The following is a 21,638-nucleotide window of genomic DNA, read 5'->3' on the forward strand; positions in this document are numbered from 1 at the left end:
TCATGTCTGAACTTAAGAATTATGATAAGTCACTTCTTCCTGAATGGGCTAGAAAGTATAAGGTTATTGGTATTGCTGAAGATGTTCAAAAGGAAACAGATTATCCTGAACTTAAGGATTATGATAAATCACGTCTCCCTGAGTGGGCTAGGAAATATAAAGTGATTGGTATTGCTGAGGATATTCCTAATACTCAAGAAACATCTAATGATTTTTCATTTGATGATAAAGATCTTACGTGGTTGGATGCGGTTATGAGACATAGCGCATCTGGTGCAACGGCAGGTTATTTTGACGAAATGAAAGCAGTACGTGAAGCAGGTGTGAGGGATTATTGGAGCGGCGATAAAAAGGCAGAAGAGGTTTATAACAGAAGAGTAGCCAAAGAACGCGCTTACCAAAAAGCCTTGGAAGAGAAACATCCATGGTTATCTTCTGGTGCTTATATTGCTGGTTCGATTTTACCAACATTAGCATCATTTGGTATTCCAGCATTAAATTTTTTGCGAGCAGGCTCGACTTTAGGAAGTTTGGGCAGGGGAGCTCTTGTTGGGGCAGGCTCTGGAGCTTTACATGGTTCTGGTGCAGGAGAAGGTTACAATGATACGGTAAATTCGGCATTAGCTGGTGGTGCTGGTGGAGCAATTTTGACACCAGCTGCTAGTTTAGCAGGTGCGGGGGTTTCTAAGTTAGGTGGTTTACTTGTAAATGCTTTAAAATCGCCTCCACTTGTAAGGAATTATTTTAATCCCGCTCATAAAGAGGTTTCCAATAAGGCTTTGCGAGAAGTTGCCAAGCAACTTTACGATAATAAACCCCAAAAAATTACCGAACGTCTTAGCTCAGAACCTCAGGAAGTATTTTTGACAGATATTAATGAAAAACTACGACAGACTTTGTGGAATGCGTCTAAAACAAATGAAGATGTTTATCATCTCTTGAAACAAGCGCATGAGAAAAGATTAGGCGGTTCTGTTCAACGTCTTGATGATATGATGGAGCAGACAATTGTTCCATACCAGCATAGGGATACTTTAAGCAGGACGCTTAAAGAGCAAGGGGAAGAAGCACATGGTTCTCTCTATGCACAAGCCTATCGTACTCCAATAGAAAAAAGATATTATCCAGCTCTTAATAGGCTTTTTAAACAAGAAGGATTTCAAGACGCTCTTAAGCACGCTGTCAAAAAGTTAGAAAGAGACCCCCGCACAGCAATACCTCAACGATTCTATGCAAAAGAGTTTAGCCATATCAATTATAAACCTACAATGGAGTTACTAGATCGAAGCAAGAAATCCCTTGATGTTTTAATCAGAATGAATCGAAAGCTTGGTGATGAAGAAGGGGCTTCTACATATCAAATTTTGAAGAACAATTTGGTAAAAATAACGGATAAAATTTCTCCTACTTATAAAGCAGCACGGGGTAGCGCAGCAAAATACAAAGGCTTTGCAGATAGCTTTGAAAAAGGTAGACAAGCTCTTGGAACAAAGCTTGAAAAGAGTTTTGAAAGGGATGCAGTTCAGGAAAATCTTTCTAAAGGGAACTGGACAAAACAAAATAATACCTATCAGATGGGTATGAGAGATGCATTAGATGATTTACTCAGAAAAAATGATGACCCTATTAATGAATTTTCTAAACTTTTAAAACAAAATCTTGCATCTGAGAATCTTAAAAGGATGATAGGACCGGAACGGTTTTCTACTTTTAAAAAGGCAGTAGATCAGGAGCAATTCTATTCTGATGCAGCAAAAGAGGGTTTTAGCAAATTTGAAGGCATTCCTAAGATTTCTCTTTTTGATGGAGTTCGTGTACCACATAGTATTCCTGATATACCAGCTCAAGGCTTAAAATTAGCACGAAACATATTTTTTCATCCAAATGCACCAGAGGCGGTACGAGCAAGACAAGAGCTAGAGCGCGGAATAGCGAAGTTAGCAACTTTTGGCGTTAAAGGAATGGAGCGCAATGAAATTGCCAAATTGATTCAAAGTGCTTTGAACTGGCATAAAGCCGGTGTGATAACTGATGAAGGCTTGAAGATTGTTTCTAGGGCTATAGCAAAAGGGTTAGGTCCTAGTGCTTCAATAGAGTATGCGAAATGACCCGTTATAGTCCTTCTGTCAATCAAGCGATACGGCAAACGGCAGCGCGTTATGGTTTGCCTGAGAGCTATTTATACCGTGTTGCGCAAGTGGAAAGTGGAGGCAATCCGAATGCGCGCAATCCGCGTTCTTCTGCTGGTGGTTTGTATCAATTTATCGATAGCACAGCAAAACAATATGGTTTGCAAGACCGTTTTGACCCCATGCAAGCGGCAGATGCCATGGGGCGGTTGACACTTGATAATCGCAATCATTTAAGCCGTCTGTTGGGGAGAGCGCCTAGTGAAGCAGAATTGTATTTAGCGCATCAACAAGGTGCAGGAGGAGCCGCCCGTCTTTTGCAAAACCCTCATGCCAATGCAGCGCAAATTGTTGGCAGCAATGCGGTAGGTTTGAATGGTGGGAATAATACCATGCGAGCCGGTGATTTTGTGCACCGTGTGTTGCAGGTGTACGGTGGGCAGCCTTATAGAGCAAGTCCTACAGCGCATGGTGGCATTAGAAATAGAGACAACTTGCTCGAGGTTTTAAGGGCATTATTAGCATCACAAGAAGAGGCATCAGAAGAAGCTGATGAGAGATCTGATGATAATCCTTTGATGAGGCAATTCATGCGTGCGTTTTACGGACCGTTTTATAAGATTTAGGATTCACAAGAGATGTCAACGATTTATGATTGGTCGCTTAGGGCGTCGGAGAACACGCGCGCCGATGATTTGGTTGATTGGTCAGAGGGGCAGCATCCTAGCAGTGTGAACAATAGCGCTCGTTTTATGATGCAAAGGATAAGAGAATATTTGTCAGATACGGGAGGCGTACTTGAAGGTAGTGTTACGGTTGATAGCGCACAACAAACGAGTGTGATAAGACTTCAAAGCCAATCGCAATTTTTAGAGTATAAGAATGGTATCGTTTTGCGCTTTATGGCTATGGGTAAGAATGTTGGCGCAACCACGATTGTCTTAAATACTTTAGATGGCAAGCCGGTTTATAAAGCAACGGAATTAGGGGTTGGTCCTTTATCAGGGGGCGAAATCCAACAGGGGTGCATTTATAGCTTGGTTTATAATGAAGATCATTGGCATCTCGTTAATCCGACCTCTATCCCTTTAGAAGTAGAAAGCATTCTTTATCCCACGGGTTTTATAGGAACGTTTGGAATGCGCGGGATTCCAAAGGATTGGCTACCTTGTGATGGGAAGGCTTATTTACGTCGTGATTATCGTGATTTATTTGAGACGATAGGCACGGTTTGGGGAGAGGGGGATGGCGTTACAACGTTTAATGTTCCAGATTTTCGAGGGATGTTTTTACGGGGTGTTGATGGAGGGCGCAATATTGATGAGGGGCGTTCTTTTGCAAGTGTGCAAACAGATTTAATCGAGTCGCACCAACATCAAGGACAGAGCCTTTCGATGTCTCATTTTACCAGCAACGAAAACTTTTGGGATGGGAATACGACGGATGTGTTGGGCTATCGTCTAGGCTTGTTTGGGGGGAGCTCTCTAGCGAATTTTATGGGCATAGAGCGTGAGAATTTAGGAGGCTACATTGTAAGTTCTCATACTCTTGATGAGAGCCAAGAGGTTGTTTTGGAGAGCACTGGTGAGGGCGAGACGCGTCCAGTAAATGTGAGTGTTCTGTTTGCGATTAAGACATGAGGTTTAAGATGTCAACGATTTATGATTGGTCTTTAAATGCCTCCTTGAATGCCTATTGTGATGATTTGATTGATTGGTCAAAAGGACAACGTCCTAGTAGCGTGAATAACAGCGCCCGTGTGATGATGCAGCGTGTGCGTGAATATTTATCCGATACGAGTGGTGTGATTGAAAGCACTTTTACGGTTGATGCTGAACAACAGACGACGTTGATAAGACTTCAAAGTAAATCGCAATTTTTAGAGTATAAGAATGGGATATCAATATATTTTAAAGCAAAGGGTAAGAATATTGGGGAAACCGCAATTGCCTTGAATGATTTGGCGGCTAAACCTGTTTACAAGGCGACGGAATTAGGCATCCGTGCATTATCGGGAGGTGAACTTCAAAGGGGGTGCATTTATAGCTTGGTTTATAGGGATCATGCTTGGCAAGTTTTAAATCCTACGCCTCTCTCTTTATCACAAGAGCCGGTTATTCCCGTTTATCCTACAGGGACGATAGGGATTTTTGGGATGCAAGTTTTGCCAGATGGCTGGTTACCCTGTGATGGGAAGGCTTATTTGCGCAGTGATTATCCTGCTCTTTATGATGCGATAGGGATCAGATGGGGTGGAGCTGATAGTTGGACGAAGTTTAATGTTCCCGATTTGCGTGGTGTTTTTTTACGAGGTGTTGATGATGATCGCGAGATAGACCGCTTTCGTTATCTTGGCACTTTACAAAATGACGCTATGAGAAAGCATGACCATGGTGGTCAGACATTTTCTATTTTGAATAGTGAAGGGGATTCGGAAAGCTGGTATGGGGATATCACTATCCTATGGGGTTACGAGCTTAATAAACAGCAAAGATTGAAACTTGCCGAACGTTTGGGTGTGAGGGCAGAAGATATACGCGTGCACCATAAGCTAGCCTTTCCCCATTCCCACCTTCACATGCGTGATGTTGCTTTGGCAAGTTCAGGTGCAAGTGAGACGCGTCCGATTAATATGAGTGTTGTGTTTGGAATCAAGACGTGAGGTTCATATGTCGACGATTTATGATTGGTCTTTAACGGCATCTGAAAATGGTGGTGCTGATGCTTTGATTAATTGGTCAGAGGGACAGCATCCTAACACGGTCAATAATAGCGCCCGTGTGATGATGCAAAGGATAAGTGAGTATTTATCGGATACGGGCGGCGTGCTTGAAGGGATTGTGACGGTTGATAATAACCAAAAGACGAGCGTGATAAGGCTTCTAAGCCAATCGGCATTTTTAGAGTATAAGAATGGCATATCGGTTTGTTTTAAAGCGAAGGGCAAGAATGTTGGGGCGACAACAATTGCTTTAAATAATTTAGCCGGTAAGCCCGTTTATAAGGCGACAGAAACCGGTTTATTAGCCTTACTGGGAGGAGAGATACAAGATGGCTGTCTTTATACCGTTATTTACGATGAAGATATAACCGGTTGGCAAGTTCTCAACCCGACAAGTGGCAAAGTTTCTTCCTTAAAACGCTTACCCTCCGGTCTGATAGGACCGTTTGCAATGGAGCGCTTGCCGGATGGTTGGTTGCCATGTGATGGGCGTGCTTATTCACGGTATGTTTATTGGGATTTATTTTGTGTCATAGGAACGACGTGGGGAGAAGGGGATGGCGTTGAGACGTTTAATGTTCCCGATTTTCGGGGGCTATTTTTACGGGGACTTGATAATGAACGCAATTTAGACCCTTGGCGTTCTTTTGCAAGTCAGCAAGGCTGTTCTTTAAAAGCGCATGAACATTTTATAGGTCCAGCGTCATCAGAAGGTCTTTCTTCTCGAAAAAAACGGGATGTTTCTTCTTCTGAAGCTCACTTGCAAAGGCGAAAGAGATTTGTAGACGAAGAGTGTGTAGGTTTGAGTGGGGATGCCTTGGAAAGGTGTAATCAAGAATTTGACCGAATAGTGGGCATTTCAGAGGTTCCATTTTGGTTTACAGAAAAAGACAAGCCGCCTCGCTTACCTTGGTTTATCAGGAGCCCCTTTGCTAATTTTTTATATTATTCAACGCCTATAACAGAAGGTCTGAATGACAGAGAGCATCATGAACATCACCTTATGGCAGAGAGGGTTGGTGGTGTTGAAACGCGCCCCGTTAATGTGAGTGTAATTTATGGGATCAAGACATGAGGAGTTGAAATGTCATTAAAACCGTTTGCGATATCAGAGATTAGCGACCCGTCTCAAGTACGGGTCGTTTTGTATTCGGGAGACCGTTTTGTGCATGCGCCGCTTCATGGGATTTTAGATTTGTTGAAGGCGTCTTTGAAGGCAGAGCTTTCTGGTTCATTTGAGGCTTTAGAAAGGCAATTAGAAAGGTTGAGGGATGATGTTGATGAATTGAAAGAGTGTTCATTTGATGAATTGCTCTGAACTGATGTGAGGATGAAAGAAATGTGGATACCAAATCACACACATGAATATTTACTACCTGTAGCAACAAAAGAAGAAATGCTAGAGGGGACTTCACAGGATGTTGTCGTTGTCCCAAAATTGTTAGGAACAGCGTCTCTTTATGCTTATGAAGCTTTTGCAACAGCAGAACAAGTTGTGCGTGCAAGACAAGAAGCAGAAAAAGCCATGGCGCGTGCGAATGGCGCGCAACAAACAGCAGATCAAGCGAAAACTATAGCAGACAATGTCAAGGAATTATCGGATGCAGCGACGACGACGATAGCGCAAGCAGCAGGCACAGCAGCGAGTGCAGTTACTGTAGCTTCTGAAGCCAAGACGACAGCTGAGACAGCTTTAGAGCAGGCAAAAACAGCATTAACAGCCTCCAATGCCGCCAAGACGACAGCAGAGGAATCGAAAGTTTCCTCAGAAGATGCCAAGAGGAAATCAGAAGCGGCAGAGAGTTTAGCGCAAGAAGCCAAGCGTATAGCGGAGAATGTTAAAGGTGCAGCCGATAGAGTGACGACAGCAGTCACGGATAGCACAAAAATAGTTACGCAAGTTGAAAGTACAGTAGCGACAGCTTTGACAGAGGCAAGAGAAGCGAAGGCAACGGCAGAGAGTGCCAAAACACTATCCGAACACTCTCAGAGTGCTGTTGATGATGCCAAGCGGGTGATGGGTGAAGTGAAGAGTGTTGCAGAAACAGCGCAACAGACAGCCAATGCTGCGAAGTCACTAGCAGATGAAATAAAGGGAATTGCTGAAGCATCCAAGAGAGCGTCAGAAACAGCGACAGCGAACAGTGGGCAAGCACTCACCACAGCAAAAGAAGCCACAAGCACAGCGGATGCAGCGTCTTCGGCAGCCAGTGATGCAAAAGAAACGGCGTCTAGAGCCCTATCGACAGTCAATAATCTTAAGCAATCGGTTGATCATGTCAAGAATACAGCTGAAGAAGCCAAAAGAATAGCAGAAGGAGCACAACAGAAGGCTTTAACAGTAGAAGCCATTGCTACACAAGCCAAGACTATGGCGCAAGAAGCAAAACAGGGGTTAGAGATAGCAACAGCGCAACAAGGTGCTACTGAAGCACTGTCTAAAGCCGCTGAAGCGAAGAAAATAGCAGATCAGGCAGCAACGTTAGCCAATGAAAGTAAAACGACAGCTGTTGAAGCAAAAGGTTTAGTGGAGGAAGTAAAACAATCGGTAGCGACAGCGACAAAAACAGCCGAAGATGCAAAAAATACAGCAAGGAAAGCGACTGTAGATATTATTTCTATCAAGGCAAAGGCTTTGATAGCAGAGAGCGTAGCTCACGAAGCCAAAGCAGCATCAGAAAGCGCTGTTAGGGGGATGAATACAGCGAAGACCACAGCAGAAGAAGCCAAGAGTACAGCAGATACAGCAACAGCGACGGCACGTCAGGCGCAACAAGATGCAACAGCAGCTACAAAAGCAGCTTCTGAAGCGAAAGCTGCGGTTGAACAGGCATTGGGTGTTGATAGGCAAGCGGTTCATGCTGTTGGTGAGACGGTCAAGAATATAGCCGACGAGGCAAAGGGTAAAGCGGAAGCAGCAGAGAGATTAGCACAAGAGGCAAAGAAGTCTGCTGAAGGGACACGGCAAAAGGCAGAAAGGTTAGAGACAGTAGCGGATGAAGCCAAGAAAACAGCGAAAGAAGCTAAAGATGCAGCAAGTTTTGCAAGACATGATGCAGAGCAAGCTCGGACAAAAGCACAAAGTGCGGAGAATATAGCCTATCAAGCTTCGAATAAAGCTGGTGATGCCAAGCAAGTAGCAGATGGCGCAAAGGTTAAAGCAAGTTTAGCAGAAATGGCGGGAGAAGAAGCCAAGAAAACAGCAAGCAAAGCGGAGTCACGAGCGTATGAAGCGAAGGATGAAGTCGGCAAAGCGAAAGAAGTAGCCAATAATGCGAAGCTTATAGCAGAATCTGCGCAACGTACAGCAGATGAGTCGAAAAAAACAGCAGGAAGCGCACGAACAGAAGCGAGCGAAGCGAAGGATGCGGTTCAAGCCATAAAAAATACAGCCTCCTCTGCGAAACATGATGCGGGACAGGCTCGGACAATAGCAGAAAGAGCAGAGAGAATAGCTTCTGAGGCAAGGAGTAAGGTTATAGATATCAATCAAGTGGTTGAGAATTTTAAAGCTCCCGTAAGCCTAGCACGGATGGGAGCGGATGAAGCCAAGAAAACAGCAGGAAAGGCAGAAAACATAGCTTATGGAGCGTCAAATAAAGCTTATGAAGCTAAGCAAGCCGCGGATGGAGCAGGGGTTAAAGCAAGCTTGGCTGAAAGGGCAGCAGAAGAAGCTAAGAAAATAGCGGGAATAGCACGAACAGAAGCGAGTGAAGCCAAACAAATGGCTCTTCAAGCAAAGAACGGTTTGGCTCCTGTCACACAAACAGCAAATGAGGCAAAAAGGACAGCAGAGGAAGCAAAAAAAGCGGCGAGTGCACAACAGAGCGGTAGCACTTCTAGTTTGCATAATTTACTTAAATCTTTAAACTTGAGTGTGATCTCAGTTACCACGCCGTTTCTTGTTGCGACAGGGAAAAAACAATTAACGTTGAAAAAAGGAACACATATTTCTTTAGCGCTAGCAAATGATATTTTGATTGCAAGTTACACGCAAGATAAAAATATCACAATTTCTCAATCTCTTACAGCGGGCAAGGATTATTATATCTATTTGGTGTCTACAGATGCCAATCAGACGAGATTTATAATATCGAACAACAGTACCTATCCAGCGGGATATACCGCGATGAATTCGCGAAAGATAGGAGGCTTTCATACGCTTTGTGCGGATGTTGGAACGATTGCTGATCATCCTTTGTCTGGCTATCAGGCAGGGGATATTTTGCCCAATTCTGTTTGGTGTTTGAACCACCGTCCGCATAGTTCGCCTGAAGGGATGGTTTACGACCCCTCACAGGATATTTGGGTGGATATTTATCTCCAGTCAGGCACTGGTGAAAATACGCGCTCGGCATATGGTGTTCCTATTACGACGAACCGTCTACAGACAAATCACGTATCAGATATGTTGCGTGTTAAGAAGGCTTTGCTAAATAATACAGAATTTACTTCTGCGATGTATGGAAGCAATGAAGGTGGTGGGATTCAAGGCAAAAAGGCACCTTCTCCTAAACATTCAGGAGGTCATAAGACCACGGAGAATAGACGAATGATCTCGCATATAGGGTGTGAAGATGGTTGCGGTTATGTTTGGCAATTTGTAAGAGATGTTTGTTTTATGCAAACAGTAACTGGAACCTCACCAAATGTAAAATTTAAACAAGATATGTATGCATTGCTAGGTGGTGGAGACTGGTCAGATAGTAGGAATATCAATTCGCATCTGCGTGCAGTCATTATACGTAATGCCATTTATGAAGCAGCTAGCGCCCGTGGATGTAGCCGTGCGCGTCGTTTTGTTTAGAGGAGGAGGAGATGAGAGAGTATCCAGAGCATTTGAATACAAAGCAAGATTATCTGAACATGTTTGAATTTGACAAGGCTGAGACGGTAAAACGGCTAGAGCAGCTATTGGAAACGCGTTTTTACTGGGTTGCGATAAAGGAACTTGGTGAAGGGGAAGAAGGCATTGAAGATGAGAGGCATAAGATTGATATGGTAACAGAAATGCCGATTGGTTTAGAGGGAGTTTTTTTAGAAAAGCGCATACAATATGAATTACAGGAAAGCGAATATGCGCCGATCTTTGCTCTTGGCTTTAGTGTTGAAGAGGTGGAGCAATTGATCAAAGAAAATAGGGAATAAAATCGTTATAAGCATAAACAACAATATCTTTTGGAGTGCCTCACCTTGTGTGGGGCTTTTTTTATGGAGAAGCAGATGAGAAGAATATCATCAGAAGGACTTACACTTATCAAACAATGGGAAGGTTTACGGTTGAATGCCTATCAAGATATAGCATGCGTGTGGACCATTGGTTATGGACACACGAGCAAAGCTGGTAAACCGCTTGTCAAAAAAGGGATGTGTATTACACGACAGCAAGCAGAAGAAATTCTTTGTGAGGATTTAAAGCAATTTGAGACAGCCGTTGAGAAAGCTGTAACAGTTTCGCTAACGGATGAACAGTTCGCGGCATTAGTATCGTTTTGCTATAATGTAGGGATTAAAGCCTTTTGTCACTCGACGTTGTTGAAAAAACTGAATAAGGGAGATTATGAGGCTGTTCCAACAGAATTACAGAAATGGAATAAGGTAGGTGGAAAACCTCTTCAAGGGCTTGCAAACCGTAGAGCAGCGGAAGCAGGGTTATGGGCGAAAGGAAGTTATGTTTCTTCTAATTATCAAAGAGTAGAAACGAAAGCAGCAACAGGACTTCTCAAAATAGAAGCGCTTGCACCAATTATAGGCTCTTGTTCAGGTCTTGGAGGTTTGTTGGCGGGCAATGGTCCTATCCAATGGGCATTAGCAGGAATAATGGTTTTAGCGGCATGTACAGGCATAGTGTTTGTAGCCAAGCGATTTAGGGAGCAACGCTTGTGATTTTTTGGTTTAAGAAATATTTTCTCATGTTTACAGCGGCTTTAGCCGTTTTTTTTATGGCTTTAGCGAAAGCCTTTCACCTTGGCAAGAAAAGCGAACGGCATAAGCAAACAGAGAATGCGTTAAAGACAGCTATGACACGGCTTGAGGTTGAAAATGAAGTTAATCAGAAAAGTGATGTTGATGTGCGTACTGAACTTTCTTGTTGGGTGCGCGGCAAATAGGTCTGTTTCTTGTGGTGGCTGGTTGCCAATTTATCTGGATAATCAGGATGTTGCGGTCATCAGTTCTAACCTTGCAAGAGATATTTTAAAGCATAACAAGCAGGGAGCACATTTATGTGGTTGGAAAGATGGTCAAGAAACGAAGCAGCAAAGATAAAGATCTTACAGAAACAGAACAACAGCTGCTTCACGAGATGATAGAGACCTATCAAGGCTTAAAGATGATGTCACGCGTCATGAAATGGTTAGCATTCATTGTCTTTATGTTTATTATTGATTTCGCCCGCATTATGGACGCACTAGACAATATCTTCTCACATCTCAAAAAGTGGATAATCAAAAGTTAGTGCACTAAAAATCTTTTCTTTAAAATATGATGACACAAGAATTTACACAAACACTGTTTGCGTGGATGGGTGGTAAACACTATCTGCGTAAGAAAATTATACCGATTTTAAATAATATTAACCATGAAACCTATGTTGAACCATTTTTAGGTTCAGGTGTTATTTTCCTGAACAAACGACCAGCGAAATATTCAATCATTAATGATTTGAATGGAGAGATCACGAACCTGTTTCAATGTGTTCAAAATAACTTTGATGAATTAGCCAAACGGCTGGAGTGGTTAGTTTGTTCGAGACAGTTGTTTTTTGAATTTGCTTCTATTGAAGCAGAGAGCCTCTCCAAGGTTGAAAGAGCCGCACGTTTTTTGTTTCTCCAACGTTGTGTCATGTATGGGAAAAAAGAGTATGTCTCTTTTGGTTTTGGAAGAAAAAAAACTACGACTTTTAATCCCGATAAGCTTTTAGCAAGGATGCGGCGTGTAAGGCAAAAGCTTCTTGATACGACAATCTTAAATTTATCATGGGAACGGGTTGTCGAGCTTTTTGATGCACCAGACAGTTTATTTTACCTAGACCCGCCTTATCTTGTGAAGAAGAAGTGTTACAGCTCTGGGAATTTTGTTGAAGATGATTTTGTAAAGATGGCAAGCATTCTTAAAGATCTCCAAGGCAAATTTGTCTTGAGTCTGAATGATTGTGATGCGGTTCGAGAGATCTTTAGGGATTTTGACTTTTTAGAATTAGAGACCATTTGGACAGCAGGTACGGCAAAAAAAACGCCCCGAAAAGAACTCTTGATTCGCAATAATTGAGGAAAATCATAAAAAGATTTGTTAGAATCAGAAGAAATATTTCTTCTCTAATAGGACTTTTTAGATGCTTACATCCTTTGGTAAAATTTTACGCAAACTTCGCATTGATCACTCAGAACGTCTCTTAGATATGGCTAAGAAATTAGACATATCTGTAGCATTTTTATCTTCTGTAGAAATTGGCAAAAGATCTGTTCCTGTAGGACTGGAGGAAAAGATCATAGAGCTCTATGGTTTAGATAAAGCTATGGCTTCTCTCTTAAAAAAAGCAGCCTATTCTTGTCGAAAAAGCATCATAATAAAGCCTTCTACTCCGTTGCAACGCGAAACTGTTGTTGCGTTTATGAGACTTTTAGATGGCTTACATCAAGAAGCGTTAGCAGACTTCAAAGAAACATTAGAAACATTGTGCGAAGCGTGCTTTATAGAGAAATGTTAGAAAATCCTATTCCCCAACTTTTATCTATGTATCCCGAACCTTAAAAAAGATTATAAAGATCAATTGATTATATAGATCAAAATAAAGTTTGTTACTCAGCTTTGGCGCTTTAAAATCGCTCAAAGCTAGTGATTTAACTATGGTGCTCGCCACTATTCCAGGTATTACCTATATATTGGGTGCACTGACTCATGGCCTTGAGTTTTCATGGCTGAAGCTTGGCGGGGTGATAATTGTTAGTGTAGCAGCTGTAGCATTCAATATAAACAGTGTAGAGGATGGATATTATAGCTTGATAGGGATAGGTCTTGCTTTAATAGCAGCACTTTCTTACTCTATTTATGGCTTGTTGTCTAAACGTTATCTTAAAAATTTACCTTTGCTATCCGCACTGGCTTGGATTACTACAATTTCTGCAGCATCATTTATGCCATTATTCATTTTTGATTCTGCTCCACTATTACATCTTAAGTTAGAAGATATATTTAAGATATTGATTTTAGGAGCCTTTTTATCTGCACCAGGTTACGTATTGTACCAAAAAGTTTTAGCCGAAGGAGGCGTATTATACGCCAATACTATCGGTGTATTAGCTCCTTTTGCAGTAGTGGCATGTGAATGGATAATTGGTTCTAGAACTTCTCTAAGTGCTATCAAAATAATTGCTATGATTGTAGTTGTTATAGGGATGATACTCTTATTTATAGATGCATCAAAAGTATCTGGATGGCAACTGAAACACCGTTCCAAAAATTCTAAATTATAAGGAAAAAATAAAATGAAAAAATTGGCGTTAGTTTGACAGCGTAATGCAAAACTACCCTTTATATTTGAAGCTGCGAAAGCAGCTAACATCGAATTAGTAATGATTTATGATATCGCTGAAAATGCACCTATTCAACTACCTGCGGCAGTAACTTCAACTTAGTAGCTTCCTGTTTTTGATCATCCAGACTTAGCTCTAGACGCTTTTGCATCCGGAGTGAAAGAACGCAATATTGGTGGGGTTATGACTCTTTGCGAAGAAGCCATTATATGGACAGCTTTAGCTGCAAAAAAAATCAATACTCCCAGTATTGAGCCAGAAGTAGCGGCATTAACTCGGAACAAATATCTAATGCGTCAAGCTTTTGTTAAAGCAGGGCTTAGAACACCAAGATTTTTTTATATAGATAATCCAGAAGATTTATCACAAGCCCATACTTTGGGTTGGCCGCTAGTCATTAAACCCGTTTTTGGAGCTGGTAGTATAGGCGTAATGTTAGCTAAAAATTCTGAAGAATTTCCTGATCTCATCAAAGCGGTATGGAATATTCAGCATAAAGATATGGCACGTTTCAACTATGAAAATAAATCTGTAGGTTTAGTAGTAGAACAGTATTTACCAGGAAAAGAGTTTGTTGTGGAATGCTTTGTCGATACAGCAGGTGTACACGTTTTGGCCGTTGGAGACAAGGGACAACCTGAAAGACCATGGTTCGAAGAAACAATTTATCGTCAACGCCGTGATATAGACAATCCTTTAATTATTGCTTTATGTAAGGCAGCATGCTCTGGGGTTAAAGCTCTTGGTATAAATATGGGAGCTGCTCATGTAGAGCTACGCTTAGATGCCAATAACTTACCTTATGTAATTGAGATCGGCGCTCGTATAGGTGGGTCAGGTGTTTCCCATTTTATTGTGGAGCAAGGTACAGGGATTTCATTTGGAAAACTGTGCATGAATGCTGCTTTAGCTGAACAAAACTTAGAGCTTCCGGATGTACTCCCAGCTGAAAAAGTGGCTGCAAATTACATTATTCCTCTTCGTGGTCATGGACGGTTTTCTGGATTTTCAGGTTTAGATAAGGTTGTACAGCATCCACTAACTGCTAGAACTATCATTTTCTTTGAAATTGATCATATTTCACCACCTCCACCAGCATTCGGTGGATATCCTGGTTTTATTTTCTCTGTTCATGCCTCAAACGAAGAAGCTCGCGATTACCATAAATGGCTTGATGATACCTTAAGCATCATATGGAAAGACCACGTTTATCAATAGCTCAATAGAGATATTTTCCCTTGCCTTTAACTTTGATATAAGTCTCATCGATACAGACAGAGCCCAATGCGGTTTTCTAAAATTTCGCAAACACTGTGGGCAGTAATGGTGGAATGGAATTTTTTTTAAATTCAACACATCTAGTTTTTAGATTAAGTCCAATACTTTAAAAAAATTGTTCTGACAGTTGTTGCTGAATATAAACAAGGCGTTCACCATTGTCTTGTTTGTAAAATAGACATGAAATATAGTCTTAAATCAGATTGATGCTGGTAAGATTTTTCTTTTTTAGGGCAGGGACGGAGGCCAAGTTAAACCTCATTGAGAGGTATAGAATTTAGAAAAACCAGTTTTTTTTGAAAATATCAGAGGTAAATAATATGCGTGAAATTTTGAATCAGTTTGATATGCAATTGAATAAAAATAACCCTGTTCAAAAGACTCAAAATTTTTCATGTCAGTCGCTACTAAAACGATTTTATAAAGAAGTGAAAACTTTGTGTGAAGAAGAAGGTTTTTCTATATTGTTGGATGGATGTCCAGTTAAAACACCGGCAAGACGCCATTTTCTTGTACCTACAGAAGCATTTGCTACATTAGTGGCACAAGAGTTTGAAAGCCAAAAGCAAGTTATTGATCCAGCAAAAATGCCGGTTACGCGTTTGGTTAACACTGTTATTGATGGTATAGCTGATGATATGCAGGTTGTTTTTGAAGATCTATTACGTTTTGTTGCATGCGATATGATGTTTTATCGCGCACAAACACCAAAAGAGCTGGTGGAGCGACAACGTGAACAGTGGGATCCTTTATTGGATTGGGCAGAAGAAAAACTTGGTGCACGGTTTCAGGTGACAGAAGGTCTTATGCATGTTGAACAATCTCGGGAATCTATCCAAGCAGTGAGTAATTATTTACGTCAAGTTGAGTCTCCTTATACGCTTGCTGCGCTTCATACAATGACAACCTTAACAGGATCAGCTCTTATTGCTCTGGCTGTTACTGCGGGGAATTTTGATGCTGATCATGCTTGGGATACTGCTCATTTAGATGAAGATTGGTTGATGGAACAGTGGGGTGTTGATGAAGAAGCAGTGACACGTCGTGCTCATAAGAAAGCTGAGTTTAATGCTGCTGCTACAATTGTTACAACTTGTTTGTAAATTCAGTTTTTCTTCTGTTGTTTATGCTCGCGCTCTTTTCCAAATCATAGTATTTTCATAATTTTTTGCGGATTGATTTTAATCTTTTCAAGTCCAGGAAATGCTTCATTGCTTATATTTAAGATAGCTTCGTCATTACCGCGGATAAAATACCACTGCTTGTTGTAAAGAAGGGCAATAATTTCAGTCTGAATGCAACGCTTTCCAGCATTTGTTACAGTTACAAACTCTACAGGTATAACGAAATAGGGAATATCATTATCAAGTTTGCCTTCACGTTTTTGTTTTGGATCTATATGGATACTTTCAATTTTATAATTTTCTGCCAACTGCTCTATTTGCTTTTTCATGATTTGTTGGAACTGCGATTTACTGATATTTTTTTTGGCAGCTAGACTAGCGATGATTTGGGGAGGAATAGCATTTAAGATGGTATCTGTATCGGCATTTTGAATTGCTTCGCTGTAAGCAGATGTTGCTTTTTCAAGGGTTGTAAGTTCTTGATTGGTAATGGTATAGGCTTGAACTGCTGATATAATAAAAGCAATGCATAAAAGAATGGGAAAGAGGTAACGAATTCTCAGCATTGGAAACCTTGATAATCGATTTGAGTGGGTTCAACTAAACTTATAAATGAAAAGCACATTGGGAGAAAACTATCGGTGCCCTTTAAAAATAGGAATATCCACAAAAATGGAGGTTTTAACCTCCATTTTGAATCAAAAGGAATGACTTTTTATTCTTTAAACAGAATAGTACATATCAAATTCAACAGGATGAGGAGTTGTTTCGTAACGCAAAACTTCTTGCATTTTTACTTGAATAAAGGAATTAATTTGATCATCATCAAAAACGTCACCGGCTTTAAGAAAACCGCGATCTTTATCAAGTTCTTCAAGTGCTTCGCGTAGACTACTTGAGACTGTAGGGATTTCTTTGCACTCTTTTAAGGGGAGGTCGTAAAGATCTTTATCCATAGCGTGTCCAGGATGGATTTTATTTTTGATGCCATCAAGACCAGCCATTAAGAGTGCTGCAAACGCCAAATACGGATTTGCTGTTGGGTCTGGAAAACGAACTTCTACACGTTTTGAATTTGGTGAAGCACTCATAGGAATACGGCAAGATGCAGAACGGTTGCGTGCGGAGTAAGCAAGAAAGACAGGAGCTTCATAACCAGGAACCAAACGCTTATAGGAATTGGTAGAGGGATTGGTAAAGGCGTTGATTGCTTTTGCGTGCTTAATGATACCGCCGATAAAGAACAAGCAAGTCTCCGATAGTCCTGCATATTCATTTCCCGCAAATATTGGTTTTCCATCTTTCCAAATGGATATATGAACATGCATACCTGAGCCGTTGTCACCAAAAACTGGTTTTGGCATGAAAGTTGCTGTTTTCCCGTAGCTGTTTGCTATTTGATGCACGACATATTTAAAAATTTGCATCTTATCAGCTTCACGAACAAGAGTATCAAAGCGCATACCTAATTCATGCTGGCTTGCTGCTACTTCGTGATGATGTTTTTCAACTTGGACCCCCATATCTTTGAGTGCGGTGAGCATTTCAGAGCGCATATCTTGGCAGGAATCGATGGGGGGAACAGGAAGGTACCCTCCCTTCATGCGTGGGCGATGACCCAGATTGCCTATCTCATATTCCATATCGTTATTAGATGGAAGTTCACTTGAATCAAGCTTAAATCCCGTATTGTAAGGATCAGTTTTATAGCGCACATCATCAAAGATAAAAAATTCTGCTTCTGGACCTACATTGATTGTATCTCCTATTCCTAAAGATTTCATATAAACTTCAGCCCTCTTGGCAATAGAACGAGGATCTCTACGATAAAACTCTCCAGAAACAGGATCGAGCACGTCACAAAATATGACTAAAGTAGATTGAGCAAAGAAAGGATCAATATGAGCTGTTTCTGAATCTGGCATCAAAACCATGTCAGATTCATGAATCGTTTTCCATCCGGCAATTGAAGAACCATCAAACATAACACCATCGCTAAATGTATCTTCGCTAATTTCTGCGATATCCATTGTTACGTGATGCAACTTTCCTCGTGGATCGGTAAAACGTAAATCAACAAAACGGATTTCGTTGTCTGCAATCTGTCTGATAATATCTGATGCAGTTGTCATATTCAATTTCCTTATGTGGGATTGATGTAGATAAAAAAGGTGAAAAATTTTGTTGTTATTTATTAAAGAGCATCGATTCCAGATTCGTTAGTGCCGATACGAATGGCATCATCAATGGAAAAAACAAATATTTTTCCATCCCCAATATGTTTTGTTTGAGCTGCTTCACGTATTGTGTTAACGGCTTGTTCCAACTTTTCATCTGCAACAACAATTTCAATCTTTACTTTAGGTAGAAAATCAACAACATATTGAGCACCGCGATAAAGCTCTGTATGTTCTTTTTGACGACCAAAACCTTTTGCTTCTGTTACTGTTATGCCATCTAAGCCAATTTTTTGAAGCGCTTCTTTTACTTCATCAAGTTTGAAAGGTTTTATAATGGCTTCAATTTTTTTCATGCTGAAATTATCTCCAACGTTAATTTGTCTTTTTAGACTGCATCACATTATATTGGCAACCGTAAGATGTTCAACAGATACTTTGTACACAAAAAGTCAAAAATTATGTTACTAGATATTTGGGGGAGAAAGTCTTTCTTGTAGCATAAAAGGAGACGCTGTTATATTTTGATAAAAAATCTACAAGGTTGGTAAAGAATAACAATGACATAACTAAAGGACATTTTGCTTTCTTTTTTATTGTAGCACACTGATCTTATAAGAAGAATCGCTTAAGACTTGAAATTATATAAAGGTCGGCGTAGCAAAATTTTTTTCAAAAATTTTCCCGTATAGGAAGTGGGAACATTCACAATATCTTCAGGACGGCCAACAGCAACAATTTCACCACCACGATCTCCACCTTCTGGTCCTAAATCAATAATCCAGTCGGCTGTCTTTATAACATCAAGATTATGTTCAATGACGACGACTGTATTACCTTGTTCGACAAGTTCATGTAGCACTTCAAGTAGTTTAGAAATATCATGGAAATGCAGACCTGTTGTTGGTTCGTCCAAAATGTAGAGTGTACGACCTGTTGTTTTACGTGAAAGTTCTTTAGCAAGTTTTACACGTTGAGCTTCACCACCAGAAAGTGTTGTGGCTTGTTGTCCTATTTTGATATAGCCGAGACCAACTTTGATAAGGGTCTTCATTTTGTTGTGAATGGTAGGAATAGCTTGAAAAAATTCTTCAGCTTTTTCGATTGTCATATCCAAAATATCGGCTATGGATTGTCCTTTAAATTTTACTTCCAACGTTTCTCGATTATAGCGTTTTCCTTGGCAGACATCGCAAGTAACATAAACATCAGGTAAAAAGTGCATTTCAATTTTGATAACTCCATCACCTTGACATGCTTCGCAGCGTCCTCCTTTAACATTAAATGAAAAACGTCCTGCTTGATAACCACGGGCTTTTGACTCTGGAAGTTCGGCAAACCACTCACGGATCGGGGTAAATGCGCCAGTATAGGTTGCCGGATTAGAGCGTGGGGTGCGTCCAATAGGTGATTGGTTTATATCAATGACTTTATCGAGAAATTCTAATCCTTCAATTTTATCATAGATTGCGGGGCTGTGATGGCTTCCCATGATATGGCATGAAGCAGCTTTGAAAAGAGTTTCAATAAGAAATGTTGATTTTCCTCCTCCTGAAACGCCAGTTATGCACGTAAAGGTTCCAAGAGGGATATTCGCACTGATATTTTTGAGGTTATTTCCACGCGCTCCGATGACTTTAAGTGTTTTTGATTTCAATATTTTTCGTCGTTGAGCAGGTACTTTAACAGCTATTTTTCCTGAAAGGTATTGTCCTGTAAGAGAGGATGGATTTTCTATAATTTCTTGCGGTGTGCCTTGCGCTATTATTTCTCCACCATGAACACCAGCAGCAGGGCCCATATCAACCACATGGTCTGCAGTAAGAATGGCATCTTCATCATGTTCAACAACAATAACCGTGTTGCTAAGATCACGTAGATGGCGCAGCATTTTCAGGAGGCGTTCATTATCGCGTTGGTGTAAACCAATGGATGGTTCATCTAAAATATAAAGGACACCTGTAAGACCAGAACCAATTTGGGATGCTAATCGGATACGTTGACTTTCTCCACCTGAAAGAGTACCTGAACTCCGAGATAAGGTAAGATATTCAAGTCCTACATGATTTAAAAAAGTTAATCGTTCATGAATTTCTTTTAAAATGCGTGTCGCAATACTGTGTTGTTTTTCCGTTAGATATTGAGGAAGATTGGCGAACCAATCATTTGCTTTTAGGATAGAAAGTTCTGATATTTGCCCAATATGCATCCCATGGATTTTGACGGCTAGCGCCTCTGGTTTTAAACGATAACCATGACAAGCTGGGCAGGGAGAAGAAGACATATAACGTTCGATTTCTTCACGGGACAAAGTAGAATCGGTTTCTTTCCATCGCCGCTCCATATTCGGGATAATTCCTTCAAAGCGTCGAGTTGTTTTATGAAATTTTTGATCATTTTCATAAATAAAGGAGATTTCTTGTTTCTTTGCACCATAGAGAATAGCGCGTTGTGCTTCATCTGAGAGCGTGCACCATTTATCTGTGAGTTTAAATCCGTAAACTTTGCCTAATGCTTCTAAAGTTTGGCTATAGTAGGGTGAAGATGGTTCAGACCAAGGGGCAATTGCTCCTTCTTTTAAGGTAAGATCTTCATTTGGTACGATTCTCTTGGGGTCTACTGCCTTTTTAATGCCAAGCCCGTCGCAAAGAGGGCAAGCACCAAAAGGGCTATTAAATGAAAAGAGGCGTGGTTCAATCTCAGGGACAGAAAATCCAGAGATGGGACAGGAAAACTTTTCTGAAAAAATAAGCCGTTTGTGGGTTTCATTTTTTGATTTATGAGCAGATTCTTTCGTGGTTTCTTTTACTCCCAAAGGCTGATCCGCCATTTCAGCAATTGCAAGACCATTGGCTAGCTGTAAACAGGTTTCTATACTGTCCGCTAAGCGAGAGGAAATATCATTACCTACAACAATGCGGTCTACCACTACATCTATGTCATGTTTATACTTTTTATCAAGGGGAGGAATATCGGGGATTTCATAGAATTTTCCATTAACTTTAGCGCGCTGGAATCCTTTTTTTAAAAGTTCTGTTAGCTCTTTTTTATATTCTCCCTTTCGTCCTCGGACGAGAGGTGCCATAATGAAAATCCGTGTACCTTCTTGTAAGGTCATAATTTGATCAACCATTTGGCTTACGGTTTGGCTTTCAATAGGAAGTCCTGTAGCAGGGGAATGAGGAATACCAATACGTGCAAAGAGAAGGCGCATGTAATCGTGAATTTCAGTGATGGTTCCCACTGTTGAACGGGGGTTGTGGCTAGTCGTTTTTTGTTCAATGGAGATGGCTGGAGAAAGACCGTCTATTCGATCCACATCTGGTTTTTGCATCACTTCTAGAAATTGGCGTGCGTAGGCAGAAAGGCTTTCAACGTAGCGGCGTTGGCCTTCTGCGTAAATTGTATCAAAAGCTAAGGATGATTTACCTGATCCAGAAAGTCCCGTGATCACGATTAGTTTGTCACGAGGGAGATCGAGATCAATATTTTTAAGGTTATGCTCACGTGCACCGCGGATAGAGATGTATTTTTGATGAGTCATATTTCACCCTTGGCATATGTGACAAAAATTAAGCATCCAAAATAGAATAAAGCTGTTTGTTAGAATTATAACGTGTTTAATTGTTTTTACGAGGGAAAATAATGCAAGTTCTGTGGAAAGAAAAATGTAA

The 21,638-nt window shown here is 40.8% G+C and carries 21 protein-coding genes and 1 pseudogene; 17 read left to right on the top strand and 5 right to left on the bottom strand.

Annotated features, from left to right (window positions below; genetic code table 11):
• Positions 1-2 precede the first annotated feature (2 nt).
• The 16 genes from MCO_RS03435 to MCO_RS03505 all read left to right on the top strand — a co-directional run bounded on the left by MCO_RS03435 (position 3) and on the right by MCO_RS03505 (position 14,603).
• Positions 3-2,108, top strand: a complete 2,106-nt coding sequence (locus MCO_RS03435) for a glycine zipper family protein (RefSeq protein ID WP_007552629.1) — start codon at positions 3-5, stop codon at positions 2,106-2,108.
• Positions 2,105-2,755 carry a transglycosylase SLT domain-containing protein gene (locus MCO_RS03440; RefSeq protein ID WP_007552630.1) on the top strand — a complete coding sequence of 217 codons (651 nt, stop codon included), beginning with the start codon at positions 2,105-2,107 and terminating at the stop codon, positions 2,753-2,755. The genes MCO_RS03435 and MCO_RS03440 overlap by 4 nt, the downstream gene beginning before the upstream one ends.
• 12 nt (positions 2,756-2,767) lie before the next feature.
• Entirely contained in the window at positions 2,768-3,769 is a 1,002-nt protein-coding gene (locus tag MCO_RS03445; RefSeq protein ID WP_007552631.1) for a phage tail protein, read from the top strand.
• Between the two features lie 8 nt (positions 3,770-3,777).
• Positions 3,778-4,791, top strand: a complete 1,014-nt coding sequence (locus tag MCO_RS03450; protein ID WP_007552632.1) for a phage tail protein — start codon at positions 3,778-3,780, stop codon at positions 4,789-4,791.
• A 7-nt stretch (positions 4,792-4,798) separates the two neighbouring features.
• Complete coding sequence (locus MCO_RS03455) at positions 4,799-5,926, top strand: phage tail protein (RefSeq protein WP_007552633.1); 1,128 nt, start codon at positions 4,799-4,801, stop codon at positions 5,924-5,926.
• 9 nt (positions 5,927-5,935) lie between these two features.
• Complete coding sequence (locus tag MCO_RS03460) at positions 5,936-6,169, top strand: hypothetical protein (RefSeq protein ID WP_007552635.1); 234 nt, start codon at positions 5,936-5,938, stop codon at positions 6,167-6,169.
• Between the two features lie 21 nt (positions 6,170-6,190).
• Positions 6,191-9,658, top strand: coding sequence for an alanine-zipper protein (locus MCO_RS10035; RefSeq protein WP_007552637.1), 3,468 nt, complete (start codon positions 6,191-6,193; stop codon positions 9,656-9,658).
• 11 nt (positions 9,659-9,669) lie between these two features.
• Positions 9,670-9,999, top strand: a complete 330-nt coding sequence (locus tag MCO_RS03470; RefSeq protein WP_007552520.1) for a hypothetical protein — start codon at positions 9,670-9,672, stop codon at positions 9,997-9,999.
• A 75-nt stretch (positions 10,000-10,074) separates the two neighbouring features.
• Positions 10,075-10,737, top strand: coding sequence for a lysozyme (locus MCO_RS03475; protein WP_007552638.1), 663 nt, complete (start codon positions 10,075-10,077; stop codon positions 10,735-10,737).
• Positions 10,734-10,961, top strand: a complete 228-nt coding sequence (locus MCO_RS03480) for a hypothetical protein (RefSeq protein WP_007552639.1) — start codon at positions 10,734-10,736, stop codon at positions 10,959-10,961. Before MCO_RS03475 ends, MCO_RS03480 begins: the two co-directional genes overlap by 4 nt.
• Entirely contained in the window at positions 10,894-11,118 is a 225-nt protein-coding gene (locus MCO_RS11075; protein ID WP_007553802.1) for a hypothetical protein, read from the top strand. Before MCO_RS03480 ends, MCO_RS11075 begins: the two co-directional genes overlap by 68 nt.
• The gene (locus tag MCO_RS03485; RefSeq protein ID WP_371137033.1) at positions 11,090-11,308 is read left to right on the top strand and encodes a hypothetical protein; all 219 of its coding nucleotides are present in this window, start codon (positions 11,090-11,092) and stop codon (positions 11,306-11,308) included. Before MCO_RS11075 ends, MCO_RS03485 begins: the two co-directional genes overlap by 29 nt.
• Positions 11,309-11,334: 26 nt before the next feature.
• Entirely contained in the window at positions 11,335-12,120 is a 786-nt protein-coding gene (locus tag MCO_RS03490) for a DNA adenine methylase (RefSeq protein WP_007552641.1), read from the top strand.
• 64 nt (positions 12,121-12,184) lie between these two features.
• Positions 12,185-12,559 (top strand): helix-turn-helix domain-containing protein, encoded by a 375-nt coding sequence (locus tag MCO_RS03495; protein ID WP_007552642.1) that lies wholly within the window; start codon positions 12,185-12,187, stop codon positions 12,557-12,559.
• Positions 12,560-12,647: 88 nt separating this feature from the next.
• Positions 12,648-13,325 carry a DMT family transporter gene (locus tag MCO_RS03500; RefSeq protein ID WP_245256835.1) on the top strand — a complete coding sequence of 226 codons (678 nt, stop codon included), beginning with the start codon at positions 12,648-12,650 and terminating at the stop codon, positions 13,323-13,325.
• Positions 13,326-13,541: 216 nt separating this feature from the next.
• The gene (locus tag MCO_RS03505; RefSeq protein WP_245256836.1) at positions 13,542-14,603 is read left to right on the top strand and encodes an acetyl-CoA carboxylase biotin carboxylase subunit family protein; all 1,062 of its coding nucleotides are present in this window, start codon (positions 13,542-13,544) and stop codon (positions 14,601-14,603) included.
• 4 nt (positions 14,604-14,607) lie between these two features.
• Here the strand turns inward: MCO_RS03505 and MCO_RS11545 are convergent.
• A pseudogene (locus MCO_RS11545) lies at positions 14,608-14,693 on the bottom strand (IS6 family transposase); the annotation flags it as partial.
• A 290-nt stretch (positions 14,694-14,983) separates the two neighbouring features.
• Here MCO_RS11545 and MCO_RS03510 point away from each other — a divergent pair.
• Entirely contained in the window at positions 14,984-15,766 is a 783-nt protein-coding gene (locus tag MCO_RS03510; RefSeq protein WP_007552647.1) for an ATP12 family chaperone protein, read from the top strand.
• A 44-nt stretch (positions 15,767-15,810) separates the two neighbouring features.
• Here the strand turns inward: MCO_RS03510 and MCO_RS03515 are convergent, their stop codons facing one another.
• The 4 genes from MCO_RS03515 to uvrA all read right to left on the bottom strand — a co-directional run bounded on the left by MCO_RS03515 (position 15,811) and on the right by uvrA (position 21,508).
• Positions 15,811-16,353 (bottom strand): hypothetical protein, encoded by a 543-nt coding sequence (locus tag MCO_RS03515; protein ID WP_007552648.1) that lies wholly within the window; start codon positions 16,351-16,353, stop codon positions 15,811-15,813.
• A 156-nt stretch (positions 16,354-16,509) separates the two neighbouring features.
• On the bottom strand, positions 16,510-17,919 hold the full coding sequence (gene glnA, locus MCO_RS03520; RefSeq protein WP_007552649.1) for a type I glutamate--ammonia ligase: 1,410 nt from the start codon (positions 17,917-17,919) through the stop codon (positions 16,510-16,512).
• Between the two features lie 62 nt (positions 17,920-17,981).
• The gene (locus MCO_RS03525) at positions 17,982-18,320 is read right to left on the bottom strand and encodes a P-II family nitrogen regulator (RefSeq protein ID WP_007552650.1); all 339 of its coding nucleotides are present in this window, start codon (positions 18,318-18,320) and stop codon (positions 17,982-17,984) included.
• 272 nt (positions 18,321-18,592) lie between these two features.
• Positions 18,593-21,508, bottom strand: coding sequence for an excinuclease ABC subunit UvrA (gene uvrA, locus MCO_RS03530; RefSeq protein WP_007552651.1), 2,916 nt, complete (start codon positions 21,506-21,508; stop codon positions 18,593-18,595).
• Between the last annotated feature and the right edge of the window lie 130 nt (positions 21,509-21,638).

Origin of the sequence: Bartonella sp. DB5-6, from assembly GCF_000278115.1 — a bacterium.
GTDB lineage: Bacteria > Pseudomonadota > Alphaproteobacteria > Rhizobiales > Rhizobiaceae > Bartonella > Bartonella refiksaydamii.